Annotated in this window: 21 protein-coding genes; 5 read left to right on the top strand and 16 right to left on the bottom strand. The window is 36.5% G+C overall.

Annotated elements, in window-relative coordinates:
* Window positions 1-37 precede the first annotated feature (37 nt).
* On the bottom strand, window positions 38-322 hold the full coding sequence (locus tag IEW44_RS00545) for a DUF6509 family protein (RefSeq protein ID WP_188613064.1): 285 nt from the start codon (window positions 320-322) through the stop codon (window positions 38-40).
* An 84-nt stretch (window positions 323-406) separates the two neighbouring features.
* Between IEW44_RS00545 and IEW44_RS00540 the strand changes: the two genes are divergently transcribed.
* On the top strand, window positions 407-1,579 hold the full coding sequence (locus IEW44_RS00540) for an alanyl-tRNA editing protein (protein ID WP_188613063.1): 1,173 nt from the start codon (window positions 407-409) through the stop codon (window positions 1,577-1,579).
* 40 nt (window positions 1,580-1,619) lie between these two features.
* Here the strand turns inward: IEW44_RS00540 and IEW44_RS00535 are convergent, their stop codons facing one another.
* The 8 genes from IEW44_RS00535 to IEW44_RS00500 form a co-directional block, all read right to left on the bottom strand.
* Window positions 1,620-1,787, bottom strand: coding sequence for a hypothetical protein (locus IEW44_RS00535; protein ID WP_188613062.1), 168 nt, complete (start codon window positions 1,785-1,787; stop codon window positions 1,620-1,622).
* A 185-nt stretch (window positions 1,788-1,972) separates the two neighbouring features.
* The gene (locus tag IEW44_RS00530) at window positions 1,973-2,341 is read right to left on the bottom strand and encodes a Na+/H+ antiporter subunit G (protein WP_188613061.1); all 369 of its coding nucleotides are present in this window, start codon (window positions 2,339-2,341) and stop codon (window positions 1,973-1,975) included.
* Window positions 2,319-2,603 carry a Na(+)/H(+) antiporter subunit F1 gene (locus tag IEW44_RS00525; RefSeq protein WP_188613060.1) on the bottom strand — a complete coding sequence of 95 codons (285 nt, stop codon included), beginning with the start codon at window positions 2,601-2,603 and terminating at the stop codon, window positions 2,319-2,321. The genes IEW44_RS00530 and IEW44_RS00525 overlap by 23 nt, the downstream gene beginning before the upstream one ends.
* Window positions 2,600-3,082: a Na+/H+ antiporter subunit E gene (locus IEW44_RS00520; RefSeq protein ID WP_188613059.1), complete on the bottom strand. Its 483-nt coding sequence runs from the start codon at window positions 3,080-3,082 to the stop codon at window positions 2,600-2,602. The genes IEW44_RS00525 and IEW44_RS00520 overlap by 4 nt, the downstream gene beginning before the upstream one ends.
* On the bottom strand, window positions 3,083-4,570 hold the full coding sequence (locus IEW44_RS00515; RefSeq protein ID WP_188613058.1) for a Na+/H+ antiporter subunit D: 1,488 nt from the start codon (window positions 4,568-4,570) through the stop codon (window positions 3,083-3,085).
* Window positions 4,563-4,901, bottom strand: coding sequence for a Na(+)/H(+) antiporter subunit C (locus tag IEW44_RS00510; RefSeq protein ID WP_188613057.1), 339 nt, complete (start codon window positions 4,899-4,901; stop codon window positions 4,563-4,565). The genes IEW44_RS00515 and IEW44_RS00510 overlap by 8 nt, the downstream gene beginning before the upstream one ends.
* A 2-nt stretch (window positions 4,902-4,903) precedes the next feature.
* Entirely contained in the window at window positions 4,904-5,326 is a 423-nt protein-coding gene (locus IEW44_RS00505; protein ID WP_188613056.1) for a Na(+)/H(+) antiporter subunit B, read from the bottom strand.
* Window positions 5,313-7,712: a Na+/H+ antiporter subunit A gene (locus IEW44_RS00500; protein WP_188613055.1), complete on the bottom strand. Its 2,400-nt coding sequence runs from the start codon at window positions 7,710-7,712 to the stop codon at window positions 5,313-5,315. Before IEW44_RS00500 ends, IEW44_RS00505 begins: the two co-directional genes overlap by 14 nt.
* Before the next feature lie 243 nt (window positions 7,713-7,955).
* Here IEW44_RS00500 and IEW44_RS00495 point away from each other — a divergent pair, with 243 nt between their 5' ends.
* Window positions 7,956-8,654: an adenine nucleotide alpha hydrolase family protein gene (locus IEW44_RS00495; RefSeq protein ID WP_188613054.1), complete on the top strand. Its 699-nt coding sequence runs from the start codon at window positions 7,956-7,958 to the stop codon at window positions 8,652-8,654.
* A gap of 89 nt (window positions 8,655-8,743) precedes the next feature.
* Window positions 8,744-9,073 (top strand): hypothetical protein, encoded by a 330-nt coding sequence (locus tag IEW44_RS00490; protein WP_188613053.1) that lies wholly within the window; start codon window positions 8,744-8,746, stop codon window positions 9,071-9,073.
* A gap of 21 nt (window positions 9,074-9,094) precedes the next feature.
* Here IEW44_RS00490 and IEW44_RS00485 read toward each other — a convergent pair whose 3' ends face one another.
* Window positions 9,095-9,988: a 3-hydroxyacyl-CoA dehydrogenase gene (locus IEW44_RS00485; RefSeq protein ID WP_373286116.1), complete on the bottom strand. Its 894-nt coding sequence runs from the start codon at window positions 9,986-9,988 to the stop codon at window positions 9,095-9,097.
* 201 nt (window positions 9,989-10,189) lie between these two features.
* On the opposite strand from IEW44_RS00485, the gene IEW44_RS00480 reads away from it, so the two are divergent.
* Together IEW44_RS00480 and IEW44_RS00475 are read left to right on the top strand one after the other, a co-directional pair.
* Window positions 10,190-10,651, top strand: a complete 462-nt coding sequence (locus IEW44_RS00480; RefSeq protein WP_188613052.1) for a MarR family winged helix-turn-helix transcriptional regulator — start codon at window positions 10,190-10,192, stop codon at window positions 10,649-10,651.
* Window positions 10,632-11,960, top strand: coding sequence for a serine hydrolase domain-containing protein (locus IEW44_RS00475; RefSeq protein ID WP_188613051.1), 1,329 nt, complete (start codon window positions 10,632-10,634; stop codon window positions 11,958-11,960). Before IEW44_RS00480 ends, IEW44_RS00475 begins: the two co-directional genes overlap by 20 nt.
* A 65-nt stretch (window positions 11,961-12,025) precedes the next feature.
* On the opposite strand, the gene IEW44_RS00470 is transcribed toward IEW44_RS00475, so the two are convergent.
* From IEW44_RS00470 to IEW44_RS00450, 6 genes are all read right to left on the bottom strand, one after another.
* Window positions 12,026-12,730, bottom strand: coding sequence for a hypothetical protein (locus IEW44_RS00470; protein WP_188613050.1), 705 nt, complete (start codon window positions 12,728-12,730; stop codon window positions 12,026-12,028).
* A 186-nt stretch (window positions 12,731-12,916) separates the two neighbouring features.
* On the bottom strand, window positions 12,917-13,624 hold the full coding sequence (locus IEW44_RS15835) for an ECF transporter S component (RefSeq protein ID WP_229704124.1): 708 nt from the start codon (window positions 13,622-13,624) through the stop codon (window positions 12,917-12,919).
* Window positions 13,612-15,243, bottom strand: a complete 1,632-nt coding sequence (locus IEW44_RS00465; RefSeq protein WP_229704123.1) for an ABC transporter ATP-binding protein — start codon at window positions 15,241-15,243, stop codon at window positions 13,612-13,614. The genes IEW44_RS15835 and IEW44_RS00465 overlap by 13 nt, the downstream gene beginning before the upstream one ends.
* Window positions 15,216-16,097 (bottom strand): energy-coupling factor transporter transmembrane component T, encoded by an 882-nt coding sequence (locus IEW44_RS00460; RefSeq protein WP_188613049.1) that lies wholly within the window; start codon window positions 16,095-16,097, stop codon window positions 15,216-15,218. The genes IEW44_RS00465 and IEW44_RS00460 overlap by 28 nt, the downstream gene beginning before the upstream one ends.
* Window positions 16,094-16,876 (bottom strand): DUF4430 domain-containing protein, encoded by a 783-nt coding sequence (locus IEW44_RS00455; protein WP_188613048.1) that lies wholly within the window; start codon window positions 16,874-16,876, stop codon window positions 16,094-16,096. Before IEW44_RS00455 ends, IEW44_RS00460 begins: the two co-directional genes overlap by 4 nt.
* 13 nt (window positions 16,877-16,889) lie before the next feature.
* Window positions 16,890-18,374, bottom strand: a complete 1,485-nt coding sequence (locus IEW44_RS00450) for an S-layer homology domain-containing protein (RefSeq protein ID WP_188613047.1) — start codon at window positions 18,372-18,374, stop codon at window positions 16,890-16,892.
* Window positions 18,375-18,392: the final 18 nt, after the last annotated feature.

The following is an 18,392-nucleotide window of genomic DNA, read 5'->3' as shown; positions in this document are numbered from 1 at the left end:
GGGCTTCGGCATAGGAAAATGCTGAAGCCCCTTTCATTTATTTTGCTAACTCTTCTTTACAAAAATCAATAATCATTTGTTCCTCATCTTCATCTAAGGCAAAGTCAAAATACTCATTATTTCCCTTATTCATAATAAAATAATTTAACATGCGCACGTCATCAGCTACCTTGCCAATAATAGCACGTACTTCGATTCCTGCTTCTGTATATAATTCATCCTCTTCGTCTACCTCAACATCTAGTAAAAATTCATAACGTTCACCTTCAATAATATTTGTTGGATCTTTAATCTCTTCAACTGAAAATTGCGTAATATTCATAGCATTCGCTCCTTAACTCTAGTAAATGTATCATACCATGAATCGTACTATGCTAAAATAGATGACATAATAAGGAGGCGAGTTATGACACGTTTACTCTACTATGAAGATGTGATGTTACAACAATTTGAAGCGACTATTCAACATATTGGACAGGATGCGCTTGGTCATTATGTCATATTATCACAAACTGCATTCTATCCTACTGGAGGTGGGCAACCGCATGATACAGGTTGGATCAATGATATTCCTGTATTGCAAGTGGAAAAAGTCCATGATGAGATTCGCCACTACTTAGCCCAGTCCTACGAAGGCAATCTGCAAGTACAAGCTAAAATTAATTGGGCACGCCGTTTTGACCATATGCAACAACATTTAGGACAGCATATTTTAACAGCTAGTTTTGTAGAGTTATTTGATTATGCTACTTGCAGCTTCCACCTTGGCACAGAAACAGTTACCATTGATTTAGATGCCCCTAGTATCAATGCTGAGCAATTAGCACAAGCGGAAAGACATGCTAATGAAATTATTATGCAAAATATTGCTTTAACTATAAAATGGGTATCTTCTGAAGAAGCTATGACATATCCTTTACGTAAACAAGTCACTGTAGAAGAGAATATTCGTTTAGTTATTATTCCTAACATTGATTATAATGGCTGTGGTGGCACCCACCCCACCTCAACTGGTCAAGTATCCTTACTAAAGATTATGGCTACCGAAAAAATCAAAGACATGACGCGTGTACATTTTATTTGTGGTCAGCGTATTTTACAAGAGCTTAAATGGCGGAAAGAAACTATGCACACAAGTGCTGCTACGTTAAGCGCTCCTGAAAAAGAAATAACATCATACATTGAAAAATTGTTAATGGCTAATAAGCAAAACATAAAAACCATTCAACAATTACAAGAGGAGTTGCTCCAAGTCCAAGGGAATGCTCTTATTAGTGACGCCCCGTTGATCTGTCATCACTTTAATAATATGCTTATGAAGGATTTACAGAAACTTGCACGCCAAGTTATTAGCAAAACACCTAATAGCGTTGTATTATTAGCCAGCGAAAATCAAGATAAACTACAATTTGTTGCAGCAAGAGGTGCAAACTGCACAACTTCATTACGTTTACTACAACCTATTTTTCATCAGATCAATGGGAAAGGTGGCGGCAGCGACCAATTATTCCAAGGTGGTGGCGAGAAGGTTTACACTGCTGAGGCATTACTCAATCATTTACAAGTTTTATTAAAATAAAAAAAGAAGTGATGGGATTGCACCCCTCACTTCTTTTTACTTATTTCTTCGACTTTTTAGCTTTTTTTGCTTTTTTAGCCGCTTTTTCTTTTGCTTTTTTAGCGTCTTTTTTTGCTGCTTTTTCAGCCTTTTCAGCTTTTTTAGCCTTCTTAGCTACTTTTTTCTCAGCTAATTTTTTGTCTAGCTTTTCTTTATCTTTTTTAGCCATGCATAAACACCCCTATCTCATCTATTCGATAGCGCTTTCATTTATAACAAGTCTATCGTGCTAACTTTTTACAGATAGCTTACATATCAGTATAGATTATCCACACTCTTTTTTCAATTACATTCGTCAAGAATTAACTGAAAATTCGACATGAGATAGACTTTTATGTCTAATCTGGTACCAAATTAGTCTTTATTACTCTTTTGTGGAAACAATATAGGCTTTAACTCATCATCTCCTGAGCCTTCTCCTAAAGGTACTTTTGATCGATAAGCAGCTCTACAAATTAAATGACCTGCTACAGGTGCTGTAAAGAAAACAAATAAAATACCTAAAATCAAACGAATACTAACGTATCCATCATGTACCCAAAAGTAAATAAATGCGCCTAACAAACAAGTTAAAACAGAGAGTGTTGAGCTTTTTGTGGCAGCATGTGAACGTGTATACACATCTGGCAAACGAATCATACCTAATGCACTAATTACACTGACAATTGAACCTAATAAAATTAAAATGACGGCTCCCCATTCAACGATCTGATTTGCGCTCAATGACGACACCTCGCTCAATATATTTAGTAAAAGCAATCGTGCCAATAAAAGCTAAAATACCTAAAATTAAAATGGCTTCTAAATAGGCTTTCGTTTGCAAAACGATAGAGACAATGGCAATGGCAGACAATAGATTAACACCTATAGTATCAAGTGCGATGGCTCTATCTGGCATAGTTGGCCCTTTAATAACACGATATAATGTAATCGCAATGGATAAACTAAACAACGCTAGTGCCACTAACAACAATGTATGAATCATCTTGTCACCTCCATAATAGCCTGTTCAAATTTTCCAATCGAACGCAGTACAGCATCTTTTGATGTTTCAATATCCATAGCATGAATATAAAACGTGTCCCCCTCTGGATTTACTTCCATCACGACTGAGCCTGGCGTTAACGTTAGTAATAATGCTAATGCTGTAATCTCCCAATCCGTCTCAAGTTGTGTTTCATACGTAAAAATACCTGGTGTAATGTTTAACTTGGGCGTCATAATTTGTTTTAACACTGTATAACTCGACATGAGCAACTCCCAATTAAAAATAAAAATTAGTTGAATCACAGCAAATACGCGCTTTAAATAAAATTGTGTGCCATAAAAACGATATAACGTATATAAAATCCCAATACCTACTACAAAACCTGTCATAAAAGTAGAGAATCGAGGTGGCACTTCATCATTCAGAAGTACCCATAACATGGCAATAAATAAATTCAATAAAAATTGTGCTGCCATTTACACCCCTCCATTCGCTAAAATGGCTTTGATATATATATCTGGATTCATTAAAACAGCTGCGGCATCCTTCACATATGGTGCTACCAGTTCAGCGCCAAAGCCTAAAGAAATGATACATCCTGCTAATAATAGCATGGCAGCCATATTAACCTTATTCATAGGTGTCTCATCACCAGTAGGGATAATGGTTTCACCAAAGAAACAAGATAAAAAGATGCGCAGTAGAGAATATAAAACAATAATAGTAGAGCCAAAGCCAATAATTAATAAGACATAACTACTTGATGCAATCGCGCCCTGTCCGATTAATACTTTACCTATAAAGCCACTTAATGGCGGGATACCCGCAAGTGCACACATTACAATGAAAAATAACCAACCAAATAAGGGATAATTACGAATTAAACCACTCATCTTATCAATATGCGATTCACTAGTTAACGCAATCATTGTACCGATAATTAAAAATAAAAGTGCCTTTGCAACCATATCATGCATTAAATAATAAATAGCACCTTGTAAGCCTTGCTCTGTGTTAGTAGCTAAACCAATTAAAATAAAGCCAACACCAATAACGACATTATAAACCGCAATGGTGCGTATATCTTTTGCTGCTAATGCACCTAAGCAACCACCTACAACCGTAATGATCGCCATAATCCCAATGATGCGATGCGTCACACTCGGTTCATATGGAAACATCAACGTGAAGGTACGAATTAAAGCATAGATTCCTACTTTTGTTAATAATGCAGCAAACAGTGTTGCAATAGCTGTTGGTGGCACACTATAAGCCGTTGGTAACCATTGATACAATAGTAAACCTGCCTTTAAAGCGAAGACTACAAGAAAAACGAGTGAGATGGTTGTTAATAATGGGTCTTGCCCTGCTTCTGCTACACGCTGAGCAATATGGGCCATATTTAACGTCCCTAATGTGCCATATAAGTAAGCTAGTGCTACAAGAAAAATCCATGAAGCGACAACATTAATTAACACATACTTTAATGACTCTCTTAATTGTAGTTTCTCTCCACCTAATGTAATAAGCGCATATGAAGCTAGGAGCATCACTTCAAAACAAACAAATAAGTTAAAAATATCTCCCGTTAAAAAGGAGCCGTTTACACCCGCCACCATTAACAATACGAAAGTGTAAAAAAACATTTTTTCACGCTTTGGTTCAATTGTCGTTGTTGCATACAATAGAATACATGTTGTAACAATACTAGAAGTGACTACTAATAAAGAAGCAAAACTATCTGCTACAAATAAAATACCGAATGGCGGTGCCCATCCACTAAAATCTAAATAAATAATGCCGCTAGTATACACTTGGTGTAGCATAATGACACTGATGATTGACACAATCGCCATAGTGACTACTGCGATAATTCGTTGCAATACGAGCTGATGCCGTAAAAATACTAATAAAATACCTGTAATAATCGGTAAAATTAATGGTAATACTACAATATTAGTCATCTATATTACCTCGCAATGCTTCAAAATCATCTGTACCATTCATACGATATGTACGAAATGCTAACACTAAAACAAAAGCCGTCACCGCGAAACTAATAACAATCGCTGTTAAAATCAAAGCTTGAGGTAATGCATCTGTATACGGACCATCCGAATCATCAATTAATGGCACATTCCCCTTTTTTAAGCCACCTAGCGTTAAAATTAATACGTGAGCAGCGTGGGATAAGATGGCTGTACCTAAAATTACTTTTAATACTTGGCGTGATAGTATGAGATAAGTGGCTACCATCACTAATATGCCAACTACAACTAACATAACGGTCTCCATACTTACTCCTCCTCACTAATACTTAAAATAATAGTCACTACTGTACCGACCACTGTGAGTGCCACACCTGCCTCAAACAAGGTAACACTAGAAAATGATGTCTTTCCTAGTAAGGGCAGTTCAATATATGTAGCCACTTGCGTTAAAAATGGACGATTAAAGAAAATAGAAACCATGGCTGTGCCTGTGGCTAAGAGAACACCTATAGCCGCTACTTTTTTAAAGTTAAATGGCAACCCTTTATGCACTGTCTCAATATCATTAGCTAAATACAACAAGACAATTGCTGAAGCTAATACTAATCCCCCAATAAAGCCACCTCCGGGAGAATGATGTCCAGCAAAGAATAAATAAACACCTAAAGTTAAAATAATAAAGATGACAGCTTTCGTGACTGTGCGTAGAATGACGTCATTGATTTTCATCTTTAGCTGCCCCCTTCTTTGGTTTTAGTTTAGTTAACGTGTACACACCTAAACCAGCAATAAATAACACAACCACTTCTAACATCGTATCGAAAGCTCGGAAATCTCCTAATATTGTATTGACAATATTAGCACCTCCCGCTAAGTTCAATGCATCATCAAAGTAACTGGATATAGGGGCAAATTTATCATAATTCAATACGGCGAGTCCTATCATCGTAACCGTAGCTCCTGTTGCTATCGCAATTAATCCATGCCATTTACGCGCGCGCTTAGAACGCTTTTTACCCGCTTGTAAGTCAGGTAAGTAACGGAAACAGACAAGGAATAATACTGTCGTAATGGACTCTACTACCAATTGTGTTAAGGCTAAATCTGGCGCTCTAAATACGACAAATAAAAATGCAATGACATAACCAATTACACTATTTAATAAAACAGCCGTCATACGCTGCTTAGCGAATAATATATAAAATGCAGCAAAAATAATGACAAAGACCATAATCCACTCATAATTTGCAATAGGCGCATTAATTGTAGCGTCATACGAAAAAGTCCCTGCTATTATAAAATAACCTGAAACTAATGTGACAAAGCATACGTAAATATACATAAAGTAGTGCGTAAGGTTCCCTGTCATATAACGCATCGTTACATGATCTGACCATTGCTCCGCTTTTTGAATACTCGCATCATAAAGTGCATTAAATGAACGTTCCCGCGTAAAAATTTGATAAACGCGACGCCATTTCGGTAAATATTTATACAGTAACAGACCGATTAAAATAACACCGACAGTCATCATCAACTCTGTATTAAAGTGCCACGGTGTAATATGAGGTACAATTTTCTCAATGGGCGCTTCATGATACATGCTACGCATTGCGGGGCTTAAAATGTATTGCGCCAATACATTTGGGAAAAAGAATATCAGTAACATAGAAAGAGACAATATTAAAGGTGAAATTAACATCCCAAAAGGCGCCTCATGTGGTCGCTTATCTAAGCGCTCTGGTTTAAATTTCCCGAAGAATGTTTTTGTCACTAAAATCACGCTATAAATAAATGTAAACACGCTAGCCACCCATGCTATAACAGGTAATAATATACCTATACTAGATAGCGCAAAGACATCTACATTTTTAATCGTTAACATAGCACTAAAAAACATTTCTTTACTCAAAAATCCGTTAAATGGTGGTAAGCCGGCCATGGATAAACTACCCGCCATAGCAATTGTAAATGTCACTGGCATCATAGCCATCAAGCCACCTAAACGGCGTATATCACGCGTACCTACCTCATGGTCAACAATACCGACCATCATGAATAGCGCGCCTTTAAATGTAGAGTGATTAATTAAATGAAAGAGGGCAGCAAATGTGGCTTGTGTGTAGATAAGATGTTCATCTGCATAACCAAAATAATATGCCATAGACCCTACACCGAATAAACTCATAATCAAGCCTAATTGGCTCACTGTAGAATAGGCTAACAATGCTTTTAAATCGGTTTGACGCACTGCATTAAATGAACCCCAGAATAATGTGATTAATCCAATGACTGTTATCACCCAAAACCATACCGCAGAACCACCAAAGACAGGTGATAAACGCGCTACTAGATAAATACCTGCTTTAACCATTGTAGCGGAGTGTAAGTATGCACTAACAGGTGTTGGCGCTTCCATAGCATCTGGCAACCATATATGGAAGGGAAATTGAGCCGATTTTGTAAAAGCACCTAATAAAATACAAAGCATAGCAGGAATAAATAGCGCTTCATTTGTTAATGTCATAGCGGCAATTTCTCTTACGCTAAAGCTATCTGCCATTTGTGCTAACATCAAAAAGCCGGCCAACATGCTTATGCCTCCAAGAACGGTAATAACCATTGCCTTTCTTGCACCAGCTCTCGAAGCTTTACGATGATGCCAAAATGCAATTAATAAGAAAGAAGATACACTTGTCAGTTCCCAAAATGCATATAAAACCATTAAATTATCGGATAATACGACACCTAACATAGCGCCCATGAAGAGTAATAAATAACAATAAAAGTGGTGTAACGACTCTTTTTCAGAAAGATAGAAGATGGAATATAGCGTGACTAAACTACCGACACCTGTAATTAATAGAACAAAAATTAAACTTAAACCATCTAAATACGTTACAAAATTGATGTTAAATGAGGGAATCCACGCATATGTGGAAGTAAAAACTTTACCTGTTGCTACAGGCTGAATAAATCGAATAAAGAACATAAATAATGCCACTGGAACCGCTAATACGAACCAACCAAGATGCCATTGCCTTATATGTTTATAAATCAGTGGAATCAAGGCAGCTATGATAAACGGTAGCGCAATCGCTAACGAAATAAACATAGGACATGCCTCCAAACGTAATTTGACTTTTTATTGTGTTTTTGCGAAACTTGACTATCGTAAACACAGCATGCATAATAATATTCCATATGAGAGGAATTGATATTATCGCACAATAACGCTTTATTTCTATTATAAATTATACAAGACAATTATACACTTTGCACTAACACAGTATCTTTTTATTCTATTTAAAGCGTTTTTTTTAAAATGATATAAATAATATGAGGGAGGGGTTTAACAGTGAAACACTTAAAAGGCCGGCTAGATGAGAGCATTTTAGTCTGTGTCTATTATGGATTAAATGGGGAGCGCTTAATTCGTCGTGGTCATAAAATTGCAACAATGTTAGATTGTCCATTATACATTTTAACCGTTGACAGTATGCCTCTTGAAGAGTTTGACCCTGAAAAAACGAATTATATTAAATCATGGCAGCGTTTAGCGGATGAGTTAGAAGTAGAAGACTTTATCATCAAAGATCGTGAGCGTCGCCCTATTCAAAAAGTGGTACGTGAGGTAGCCACTAATTTAAATATTACACAAATCATTGTCGGTCAAAGTGCGCAAAGCCGCTGGGAAGAAATTATGCGGGGCTCTTTCTTGAATGTGCTATTAAAAGAAGTGCCTTTTGTAGACTTTCATATTGTTGCTGTTAAACGTCCAACAGAAGAAGAGGACTTTGATTTATATGAACGCGGTGTACGTGCTTACTTAACCGAAAATAATGGTGAGCATAATCTAGCCTTTGCTTGCCCGCATCAACCTACGTTAGAAGGCATTTTCTTTAAAGAAATTGGTACAGATTTTGACAATGGTATTTTTAAATATACCTACGATGGTACAATGTATGAAGTTGATGTAGTAGAAGGTAGAGTTATTGAAACAGAAGACATTCCACCTTATGAGAAATTGCGTAAAAAAAATATCATAATTAAATAAAAGATAGTGAGGCTGGGACAAAACCTGCCTCTTTTTTATTTGCAACTTATCACAAGCGATAACGTTTTAGTACTTAGGAGGGATAATATATGGAAAATTTATTTCCGATGTTTTCTTTGTTACAGCCTGTCTATTTCACTATACTCTTGTTAATCATTGCTGTACTTCTATTGATTTTAACCCAACGTAAACAATGGCTTAATCCTATAGCGGTCATTTTTGTATCCTTAAGCTGTGTGGTAATTGCTACTGTTTTACTCATTATAAATGATGTTATCATTGAACAATACAACATTAAACAAAGCCCTTTCGCACTGTATGCTTTTGTATTTGCACTTATTATTGCAAGTATCAACATCGCAACACCAAACGGTTTAAGTTATAAAAAACATATGACACATCAAAAAGAGAAGCGCTAAATTAGCGCTTCTCTTTTACATTTATGCTTTTAAAAAATCTGGTTTAGCAAAATTAGGGTTAGGATACGTATAGAAGCCTTGACCTGTTGCACGCCCTAATTTTCCTTGATCAATATAATCTGTTTTTAACATATTAGCTAATTTCAACAATGTTTCATCACCTGTTGCCTCTGCTTTAGCTTGTACAATGTTATAAGCTGTATTAATGCCAACAATATCTAAAATAGCAAATGGTCCTAGTGGTGCACCTGTACCAATCATCCATGTTTTGTCTATTGTTTCTGGGTCAGATACTTCCTTCACTAACAGCATTTCTGCTGCATCTAGGAATGGTACTAACAATGAGTTTAAAATATAGCCTGGTTGTTCCTTATGTAAAGGTAGTGCAACCATGCCAATCGATTTAGCAAAGGCAATGACTTCATCAAACACGTTAGCATCGGTATGTGGATGTTTCATTACTTCTGCTGTGTTATTCTTCCAAATTGTATTGGCAAAATGTAACGCTAAAAACTGCTCAGGACGACCTGTTGCTTCTGCAAATTGACTTGGCAACAATGTGGAAGAATTTGTTGCAAAAATGGTGTGTGCTGGCGCTACTTGTCCTAAGTTTGTGTAAAATTCCGTTTTAATTTTCACGACTTCTGGAATCGCCTCAATGACTAAGTCAGCGTCTGCCACAGCTTCTTTCAAATGGCTATTAAATTGAATACGTTCATAAGCGGTATTCACTTGCTCATCTGTTGCTTGTAAATCTGCTTTATAGTGCGGTTTCAAACCTTGAATGCGCTCCTTTGCCGCCTCTAAAGCAGCGTCATTAATATCATATACTGTTACATCATAACCATGAAAAGCTGTTTGATAAGCAATTTGACTTCCTAAAACACCACTACCTGCTACTGTTATTTTTTTCATATCAATATACTCTCCTTATCTTACTATAATGTACAATTTGTATTTCTAATTAATAATATAATATATCACACTTTTTTCTGCACATTATAACACCTAAAATTATTCCAAAAAAATAAATTCATTCAGTCATCTTATACTACACTTGACTTTTATGTAATACAAATGCATACTTTATATGAATTAAATATTAAGGTGGTTAAAATGAATCCTAAACTTCAACAACTTGTTCAACACATTTCATTTCTTCATTATGATATGAATGCGCAACTCACAAAAGCGCAACAACAACTATTTGTTGATGATTTACCTTTGAAACAAACAATGGTATTAGACTATATCCATAAACATAAGGCTTGTACGATGGGCGAACTCGCCGATTTTATGGAAACTTCTGCAAGTGCAGTTAGTCAAATTATTGGACGTTTGGAAAAAGAGCGGTATGTGCAGCGTCAAATTAACCCTAAAAATAGACGCGAAATCATGGTGCTACTCGACCTTGCTGGGGAGCGTTACTTTGCTCGGGAACAAGAAATCAACACCCTCATTATTAATAAAATCTATAGTAAAATGCCAATAGAAGATTTAGAAAAGTTGAACGAGATACTTACACAATTACATCAAATTGTAGAGGAGACGAATTTACATGATTTGGAGCAAAATTGAACAAGACTTACCTCATCGTTTTAACGGGAATGTACTACTAGCACAAGACCATAAAATACTATTACAACAAGCCTATGGCGAGAGTAATATAACTACAAAAAAGCCTCTACACAACACTACGCTTTTTAACTTAGCTTCTGTCTCAAAACCAATCACTGCCTTGGCTACACTTTTATTAATACAAAACTACAACGTCTCTTTACAAACTAATATTCAAAATATCTTCCCTGATTTCCCGTATTCCAACATTACCATTGAGAATTTATTACAACATACTGCTGGCTTACCTGATTATATGGCTCTTGTTGCTACGCATAATACTAAAGAATATGTTACAAACCAAGACATATACACACTATTGATCACACATCAACCAGATCGACTATTCCAAAGTAATGAAAATATGGCATATAGTAATACAGGTTATGTGTTACTCGCTCTCATTATTGAGCATGTAAGTAATATGTCTTTTGAAGATTTTTTGCAACAATTTATCTTTCAACCTTTGCAAATGCACAATACCATTGTAGGTTCTCCGCATATATTAAAAGAGAGAGGCGATATTGCACAACCTTATATTTATGACATATACCAAGGCGCACACATCTCCCCTGAACAATTTAAAGAAACACAACCTCTTATGTGTATGAACTTTTTACACGGAGATGGGAATATTTATGCATCCACGACTGACTTACACAAATTAGGTCTCGCCATTTTACATAATACTTTATGGGATAAAGATTTATTACGTAAAGCTCTAACACCTAGTGAACAATCTCGACAAAATGGGATGGGTTATGGTTATGGTTTTATTATTTCTGAAGATGAGGTTTTAGGTCAGTGTATTTGGCATAACGGGGGGTGGCCAGGTGTAAATACAACCTTTAAAATTTATCCACAACATCAACTTATCTTCGTTTATTTACGCAATAAAGAACAAAACCTAGACTATGATTTAGCACTTGGCGAAGCTATTGAACACGCCTACTGCACGCAGTCCTTTAATCCACCACAAAAACCCAAGCTAGAAAAAGCTATTTTACTACCTGTTTCGCAACTTCAACTCTACACAGGCACTTATCAAGTGGATGAGCACCCTGAACATGCTATTGATGTCTTCATAGATGACGAAACGCATTTAACAATTTCCTTACCTGCTACAATGCCTTTACAATTACATGCCCGTTCATTAGACACCTTCTTTGTTCGAGGTATTGGTGTAACTATAACTTTTGTCAATAATATGCTAACAATCACACAAAGTGATGCAGTAAATACGGCTACTAAAATAAGCCCTACACAATAAACAAAAAAGCAGTGAAGGAACTTACTTCCACTTCACTGCTTCTTATTTTAAAAAGAAGAGACACATTACTCAATTTTCATAATATCTAACGGTGTGATCATGCCGATTAATTTTTGCTCTTTCTTACCATGTTCTGTAATGAGTAGTGCCTCAAAACGTTTGCCACTCTCTACACCTTGTTTAAATAATTCTTCCGCTTCATACACTGTCATGTAACGACTAATAAATTTATAGTTTACACGTCGCTTCTCAAACTCCAAAATATCACCTATCGTGGGCATTTTATGTGAGAGTTTACCATGGTTAATGCGATTAGCAAACCAGTTGGTAATGCCCACTGTTGTTAATAACCCTCGAAACTGCTTACCCTCATAAATCGGAAACTGCGTATATTGTCTATTATGTATTGTTTTTAAAACTTTATGTAAGGAATCTTGAATCTGAAAAACACGCACTCGCTTTCGAAACATTTTGCCAACATGCGTAGGTCGTGATAACGTGATGTCAAGTTGTTCAATACGATCAACGATTTCATCATGTGGTTCTGCAATCACATAATCTAAAGCCGTTCGGTGATGTACAATAGCGTTACGTAAATCAGCAAATGCTCGTAAATCATCTTCATATTTACGTACGATAGCATCTTTCTTTTTGGATTGGTCAACTAAACGATAAAAAGGTAAAAAACTTTTAGCGCCTGCGATTTCTTTTAAGCGATGGTCAATGCGATTAAAGGCAAAGAGAAAACGGTCTGAGTTTTTGACAAACATTTATTTCAACTCCTATCATTTTAGACCTAAGACTATACTACCACATTTATTTTCAGACAATGATTAACTTTTTATTAAAACAAACGCTCATCTCTTTATTTCTTTTACAGTTCTGTAAAATGAGTCACATTACCATACAAAAAGACCACTGTGCGATTTTGCTTCAGTGGTCTTCAGGTCATCCATTTACTCCATGAGCCCGTACTTCTTTTTAATACGTTCCAACTTCTCTCCTATTGGTTTAGCTAATAATAACAGGAAAATAACGTTAGATACGGCATAAGTAATCGTGAATGGGATTGCTGTGACTAACGCGGCTGTATAGGCTTCCCAAGTGAAAATACCCGTTAATGACATAACTCCCCAAACATCCATACCAAAGGAAAATAATATTCCTGCAAAAACACCATATAAAATCAATGCTGTCTTTTTCTCCATGATGCCTGTCTTTGCAAGTAAACCAGCAATGAAACCGATAATACCCCACATAAACATTTGAAATGGCGTCCAAGGACCTTGTCCAAAATAAATATTAGAAACGAGCGCTGACAATGCCCCTGTTAAAAATCCAGCTTCTGCACCTAAATAAATCCCCGATATAATTGTAATCGCTGCTACTGGTTTAAACGCTGCTACTAAATAAAATAATAAACGACCTGCTACTGATAATGCCGACATAACTGCAATTAGCAAAATCTCACGTGTTTGTGTGCGTTTTTGTTCTAACGAGATGAAAAAGGGAACACAGGCTAATAATGCTATTGTTACAGAAATAAAGTAAAATTTACGGTCGCCTAAAAAAGCAATGCCGATATATAATACAATCGGTATGATAACAAATACAATAATACTCGCTACAATATTGCGTAACGGATTAGTCTTTAACTCTTGCATAACGTCACCACATCTTCTGGCGTAATCGCATTTACGAGTTGATTGCGTGAAATACGGTGTGCTGCAGTTGTATAAAAATTATTACCGCTATAAAAGGTACGCGGCATGCCTTCTGAAACGACAATACCATCGAAAAACAAAGCGCATCGGTCACTATACTTCGCTGAAAACTCAATATCATGCGTTACAATGACTAATGTAACATCTTGTTGTTGTAAACTACGTAAAATTTGTGCTAACTGTTGTTTAGCTCTCACATCTAAACCTTTTGTTGGCTCATCTAATAAAATGATTTTAGGCTGTAATAATAATAACTTTGCTAACGCTGCTTTTTGCTGTTCACCACCACTTAAATCATAGGGATGGCGCTCAAGTAAATAAGCGATATCCAACAATGATACAACTTCTTGCAATCTGTCTGTTGGCAATTGAAGCGAGGTACACATCGTTTCTAAATCTAAGCGCACCGTCTTTTCAAGAAATAATACTTTTGGGTCCTGAGGTAGCACCCCTAATACTTCTCTGTACAATTCATTATGGCCGTATTTATTTATCTTTTTACCAAACACTTTTACATCGCCACGGTAGGCTTTTTCTAGCCCTGCTAACACTTTTAACGCGGTCGTCTTGCCTGTACCATTGCCTCCTAGTAAGGTAAATAACTCTCCCTCACCTATTGTTAAGTCTAACCCTCTTAACACATCATCTGCATGTTTATCATAGCGAAAATAAACGCCTTTCACCTCTAAAACAGGTTGTCTTTTTATATCTTCTTGTATGGGTAACATAGTTTGATTGATAGCTTGTTTACTTAACCACGTTCGCCCTTCTTTAACCGTTAATGGTGGCTGACCTGTGCCGTTTAAATTATAAAAAATACGCATACTTGAAGGTAAAGCCTCTAGCAAATTTAATTGTGATAACGTTGGTAATAAAGCTGTCGGCTCACCATCAAACTGTATCGTCCCTTTGTCCATCACAATAACACGGTCTGCTAATGGCAACACATCTTCTAAGCGGTGTTCAATTAAAATAACAGTGAGGCCTAGTTCTTGGTTTAATTTTTTTAATGTTGTAATAAATTCCATAGCTGCTATGGGGTCTAATTGAGATGTTGGTTCATCTAACAATAAGATTTTAGGTTGCATTACCATCACAGCAGCTAAATTTACTAATTGCTTTTGCCCACCTGACAAAGTAGCTGTATCTTGTCTAAACCACTTTTGAATACCAAAAAAACTTGCCATCTCTGCCACACGGCGTCGAATGGTTAATGTGTCTACACCTAAGTTTTCTAAACCAAATGCAAGTTCATGCCAAACTTTATCTGTAATAATTTGGTTTTCGGGATTTTGCATCACAAAACCAATCTCTGATGCTGCTGTCCTTGCTTCTAAATCAGCCAGGTTTGTTTGTTGATACGTAATATTACCTGTCTTTGTACCATGTGGAGCGAGCTCTCGCTTTAAGTGGCGTAATAAAGTACTCTTACCGCAACCTGACTGCCCCATAATCGTAATAAATTCACCTGCTTCAACCGAGAAATCAATGGCTTGTAAAGCACATTCCTCTTCATCAGGGTACGTAAAACTTAAATTTTCGACTGCAAGGATCGCCATTGCCATCTCTCCTTCAATTCAATTACAACTGGTAATAGTAATAACATAGTGTAAATAATATAGAATAACACGTTATACCAATTAAACTCGATAGGTGAAAACGTGGGATAAAAGTAAAACGTTGTGTTGCCAATAAAGCTACCTACCACAGTGCCAATAGTTAATATGCCAATAAGGCTAAGCACAATAGTGTCGCGCAATTCAAAGCGGAATAATGAAAAAGTAGTACGCTTTGGCAAACCATAGCCTCTTGCTTTCATAGCGTCAGCTGTCTCAATCGTATTTTCCAATGCCCATGTTAATAAGATTGAAAAAATATGAACAATACTTTTGATACGATGCCAAATATTACCTACTGCATAATCCATACCAATTGTTTTTTGCGCCTGTGTAATTTGTTTAATTTGACGTTTAAATAATGGGACGAGACGCAATGTAATAGAAATGACTAAAGCAAATACTGGCACAATGCGACCAAACAAATAAATAAACTTATCTGAAGTCATGGTGTCATTGTATACCTTAAACCATAACAATACAGCGAGTAACATCAAGGCAATTGCCATACCATAAGCAATCGCCTCAACTGTCACAGCATTATGATTGACATAAAATAATACCATCTCACCATTATGACTAATTAATGGATTGATTATTGCCATACCAAGAAATAACAGTACATAAACCCAGCTACGTTTCCAAAAATGCGCACCAAATAAAATACTATTCATTAAAACGGCTGCGAGAAAGCTTAAACTCACATAAATCGGATGCATAAAAAACATCGTAATACCTATAACAGATACAAAGTAGACAAATAACACAATAGGATGATAGGTCTCAAAAGACTTCATGAGCCATCCACTTTCTGCCCCAAATCTTTACCTAAATCAACCGTGTAACTCCATTGAATTTTATCGCCATCTTGTAAAATATATTTACTCGAACCATAATTAGCGAAATTGCCATTTACACTAAACATCCACCCACTCAATTCGCCTGCTGAAAACTCGTAAAGATGATTAATACCTTCTACATACACACTATCATAAATAGAAGCCTTGGCATCTTGGTGCTCCATTTGTATTTTGTGCTCTCTTGTTGCCTGTAATAAAATATCCCAAACAGTGACTTTATCATGTGCCAACTCATAAGTTGTCTCTGGTAGAATAATGCCATCCTTCGGTACATATTTTTCACTTTGTAACGCAGGCTCTAACATATCCCAATGTTGTAATAATGTTTTAGCATCTATACTAATCGTTACTGTCTTTTTCTTTGGCTGCGGCGGCTGTGGTTTAGGGTTTGGCTGATTAGGTTGTTGAGTATTTGGTTTTGGTGTTGTAGGTACCTCTTTTTCTTTTTGTTGTTCTTTTGCTACACCTGTTTTTCTATCTTCTTGTTGTTCTGTTTTGGCTAGTGGTGTTTCACTCGTCTGTTGACTTTGCTCTGTGTCTTTTTTTTGTTCGCTCTCTGCTTCTTTAGCAGGGGCTTCTTTTACTATACTCTCTTTATTTTCTTCCATTATCCTTTCTTTAGAAGCTTTTTCGTATTCATCAACGCTCTCAATCGTACATGCACCTAAAAAAATAGTGAATAAGACTATACTTAAAGCTAAAAATATTCGTTTCATTTACTTACTCACCTCAGTTTTGCAATTGTTCATCAAAAAGGCTAAACATTTTAGCGGCTTGACCACGTGTTGTTGGATTAGCTGGCGAGAACATACCATTCACGCCCTGTGCAATTCCAAAATCATACACCATAGTAATCGCTTCTTGTTTTTCACGATCGAGTTGTGAAATATCCTTTAAAGGAGCTAACTCACTTGGCTGATAAGGCTGTTTTTGTTCATGATATGTGCGGTGTAACATAACAGATAATTGAGCACGTGTGATGTTTTTACCTGGATTGAAATTACCTTGTAAGTCTCCTTTAATAATACCAGCGTCTGCCGCTGCTATTATTTCTTGCTGTGTTTTTTTATCCAAATGTGATATATCTGGGAATGCGGTCGCGCTTGTAGGCTTCAAATCTAACATTCGTGTTAAAATGGATGCGGCTTGAGCACGTGTTAAATTCTTCCCAGCACGAAACGTACCATCTGCATAACCGCCGATGATTCCCTTTTCTTTACTTTCCATAGCATATGGATGTACCCAATGACCAAATAAATCAATAAATTGATAAGCTGTATCTGACATATCATATAAGGATGTTTTGTTATCATTGACACGCTTCATAGCAGCTAATGCATAATTAGCTTGAGATGTCGCCATACCATTAGCTCCCTTTTCCATCATGACATGTTTAAAACCACCATCTGTTGCACGATACGTCAATAAACTCGTTAATACATCGCTAAATTCACTATCTGTTTGTGGGTTGATACCATACTCGCCCAACATAGTAACTACTTGCGAAGCACTCTCTGACGTTGGATTGCCAAAGTAGTCTGGAAATGCGCCATCTGCTAATTTTTTTCCTTTAATAAATTGCTGTGCTTTTGCAATGGCTGGCGCTACGGTCTCATCATTACTGTATGGTGCTAAAGCTTGCAATGCCATTGCTGTAATATCTACATCACCTTTACCACCCGCAGTCGTTAAATTAAAGCCACCATCTGCTGTTTGTTTATTTAAAATAGCTTCAATCATACGTTGTTCGCTATTCGTACCACCTGTCGGGAATGTTAAATCTTTAGCATTAACAGCTAATAAAGCATAAATGGCCCCCATAACACCTGTTTTTGTCACTGCCGCATAATCTTTTAAAGGGGCTAAGAGATTATAACCTGCTACATTCGTTGGATCTTTAGCAATTGCAGATACGACCAAAGCCATTTTGGCATTGTCAATAGGATTGCGAGGATTTAAAATACCTTTCTTCTCCGCTACTACTCGCTCAATATCTTGATAATACTTTTGGAAATACCCTGTTGGAACAGCATAATCACCACGTGCTAAACCTAATACATACCACTCACTGCCATACTTAGCTTCTGGCATGGATTGAATAATATATTGTCCTGTTTTGTTATACTCTTGTGTAATATCAATTGTTGATGCTGATGCTACTGGTGCTACTGCAACTGTTAAGCCAAGTGTTAATGCGCCTAGCCATTTTTTCATTGTATGTCCCTCTTTCTA

Origin of the sequence: Lysinibacillus alkalisoli (assembly GCF_014643595.1) — a bacterium.
Taxonomy (GTDB): domain Bacteria; phylum Bacillota; class Bacilli; order Bacillales_A; family Planococcaceae; genus Metalysinibacillus; species Metalysinibacillus alkalisoli.
This window is presented reverse-complemented; position numbering and strand designations above follow the sequence as displayed.

Excerpts from the sequence above, each read along its gene's own strand:
- IEW44_RS00545 (WP_188613064.1), bottom strand. The coding sequence starts at position 322 with ATGAATATTACGCAATTTTCAGTTGAAGAGATTAAAGATCCAACAAAT.
- IEW44_RS00540 (WP_188613063.1), top strand. The coding sequence starts at position 407 with ATGACACGTTTACTCTACTATGAAGATGTGATGTTACAACAATTTGAA.
- IEW44_RS00535 (WP_188613062.1), bottom strand. The coding sequence starts at position 1,787 with ATGGCTAAAAAAGATAAAGAAAAGCTAGACAAAAAATTAGCTGAGAAA.
- IEW44_RS00525 (WP_188613060.1), bottom strand. The coding sequence starts at position 2,603 with ATGATTCATACATTGTTGTTAGTGGCACTAGCGTTGTTTAGTTTATCC.
- IEW44_RS00520 (WP_188613059.1), bottom strand. The coding sequence starts at position 3,082 with ATGGCAGCACAATTTTTATTGAATTTATTTATTGCCATGTTATGGGTA.
- IEW44_RS00515 (WP_188613058.1), bottom strand. The coding sequence starts at position 4,570 with ATGACTAATATTGTAGTATTACCATTAATTTTACCGATTATTACAGGT.
- IEW44_RS00510 (WP_188613057.1), bottom strand. The coding sequence starts at position 4,901 with ATGGAGACCGTTATGTTAGTTGTAGTTGGCATATTAGTGATGGTAGCC.
- IEW44_RS00505 (WP_188613056.1), bottom strand. The coding sequence starts at position 5,326 with ATGAAAATCAATGACGTCATTCTACGCACAGTCACGAAAGCTGTCATC.
- IEW44_RS00500 (WP_188613055.1), bottom strand. The coding sequence starts at position 7,712 with ATGTTTATTTCGTTAGCGATTGCGCTACCGTTTATCATAGCTGCCTTG.
- IEW44_RS00490 (WP_188613053.1), top strand. The coding sequence starts at position 8,744 with ATGGAAAATTTATTTCCGATGTTTTCTTTGTTACAGCCTGTCTATTTC.
- IEW44_RS00485 (WP_373286116.1), bottom strand. The coding sequence starts at position 9,988 with ATGAAAAAAATAACAGTAGCAGGTAGTGGTGTTTTAGGAAGTCAAATT.
- IEW44_RS00480 (WP_188613052.1), top strand. The coding sequence starts at position 10,190 with ATGAATCCTAAACTTCAACAACTTGTTCAACACATTTCATTTCTTCAT.
- IEW44_RS00475 (WP_188613051.1), top strand. The coding sequence starts at position 10,632 with ATGATTTGGAGCAAAATTGAACAAGACTTACCTCATCGTTTTAACGGG.
- IEW44_RS00470 (WP_188613050.1), bottom strand. The coding sequence starts at position 12,730 with ATGTTTGTCAAAAACTCAGACCGTTTTCTCTTTGCCTTTAATCGCATT.
- IEW44_RS15835 (WP_229704124.1), bottom strand. The coding sequence starts at position 13,624 with ATGCAAGAGTTAAAGACTAATCCGTTACGCAATATTGTAGCGAGTATT.
- IEW44_RS00465 (WP_229704123.1), bottom strand. The coding sequence starts at position 15,243 with ATGGCGATCCTTGCAGTCGAAAATTTAAGTTTTACGTACCCTGATGAA.
- IEW44_RS00460 (WP_188613049.1), bottom strand. The coding sequence starts at position 16,097 with ATGAAGTCTTTTGAGACCTATCATCCTATTGTGTTATTTGTCTACTTT.
- IEW44_RS00455 (WP_188613048.1), bottom strand. The coding sequence starts at position 16,876 with ATGAAACGAATATTTTTAGCTTTAAGTATAGTCTTATTCACTATTTTT.
- IEW44_RS00450 (WP_188613047.1), bottom strand. The coding sequence starts at position 18,374 with ATGAAAAAATGGCTAGGCGCATTAACACTTGGCTTAACAGTTGCAGTA.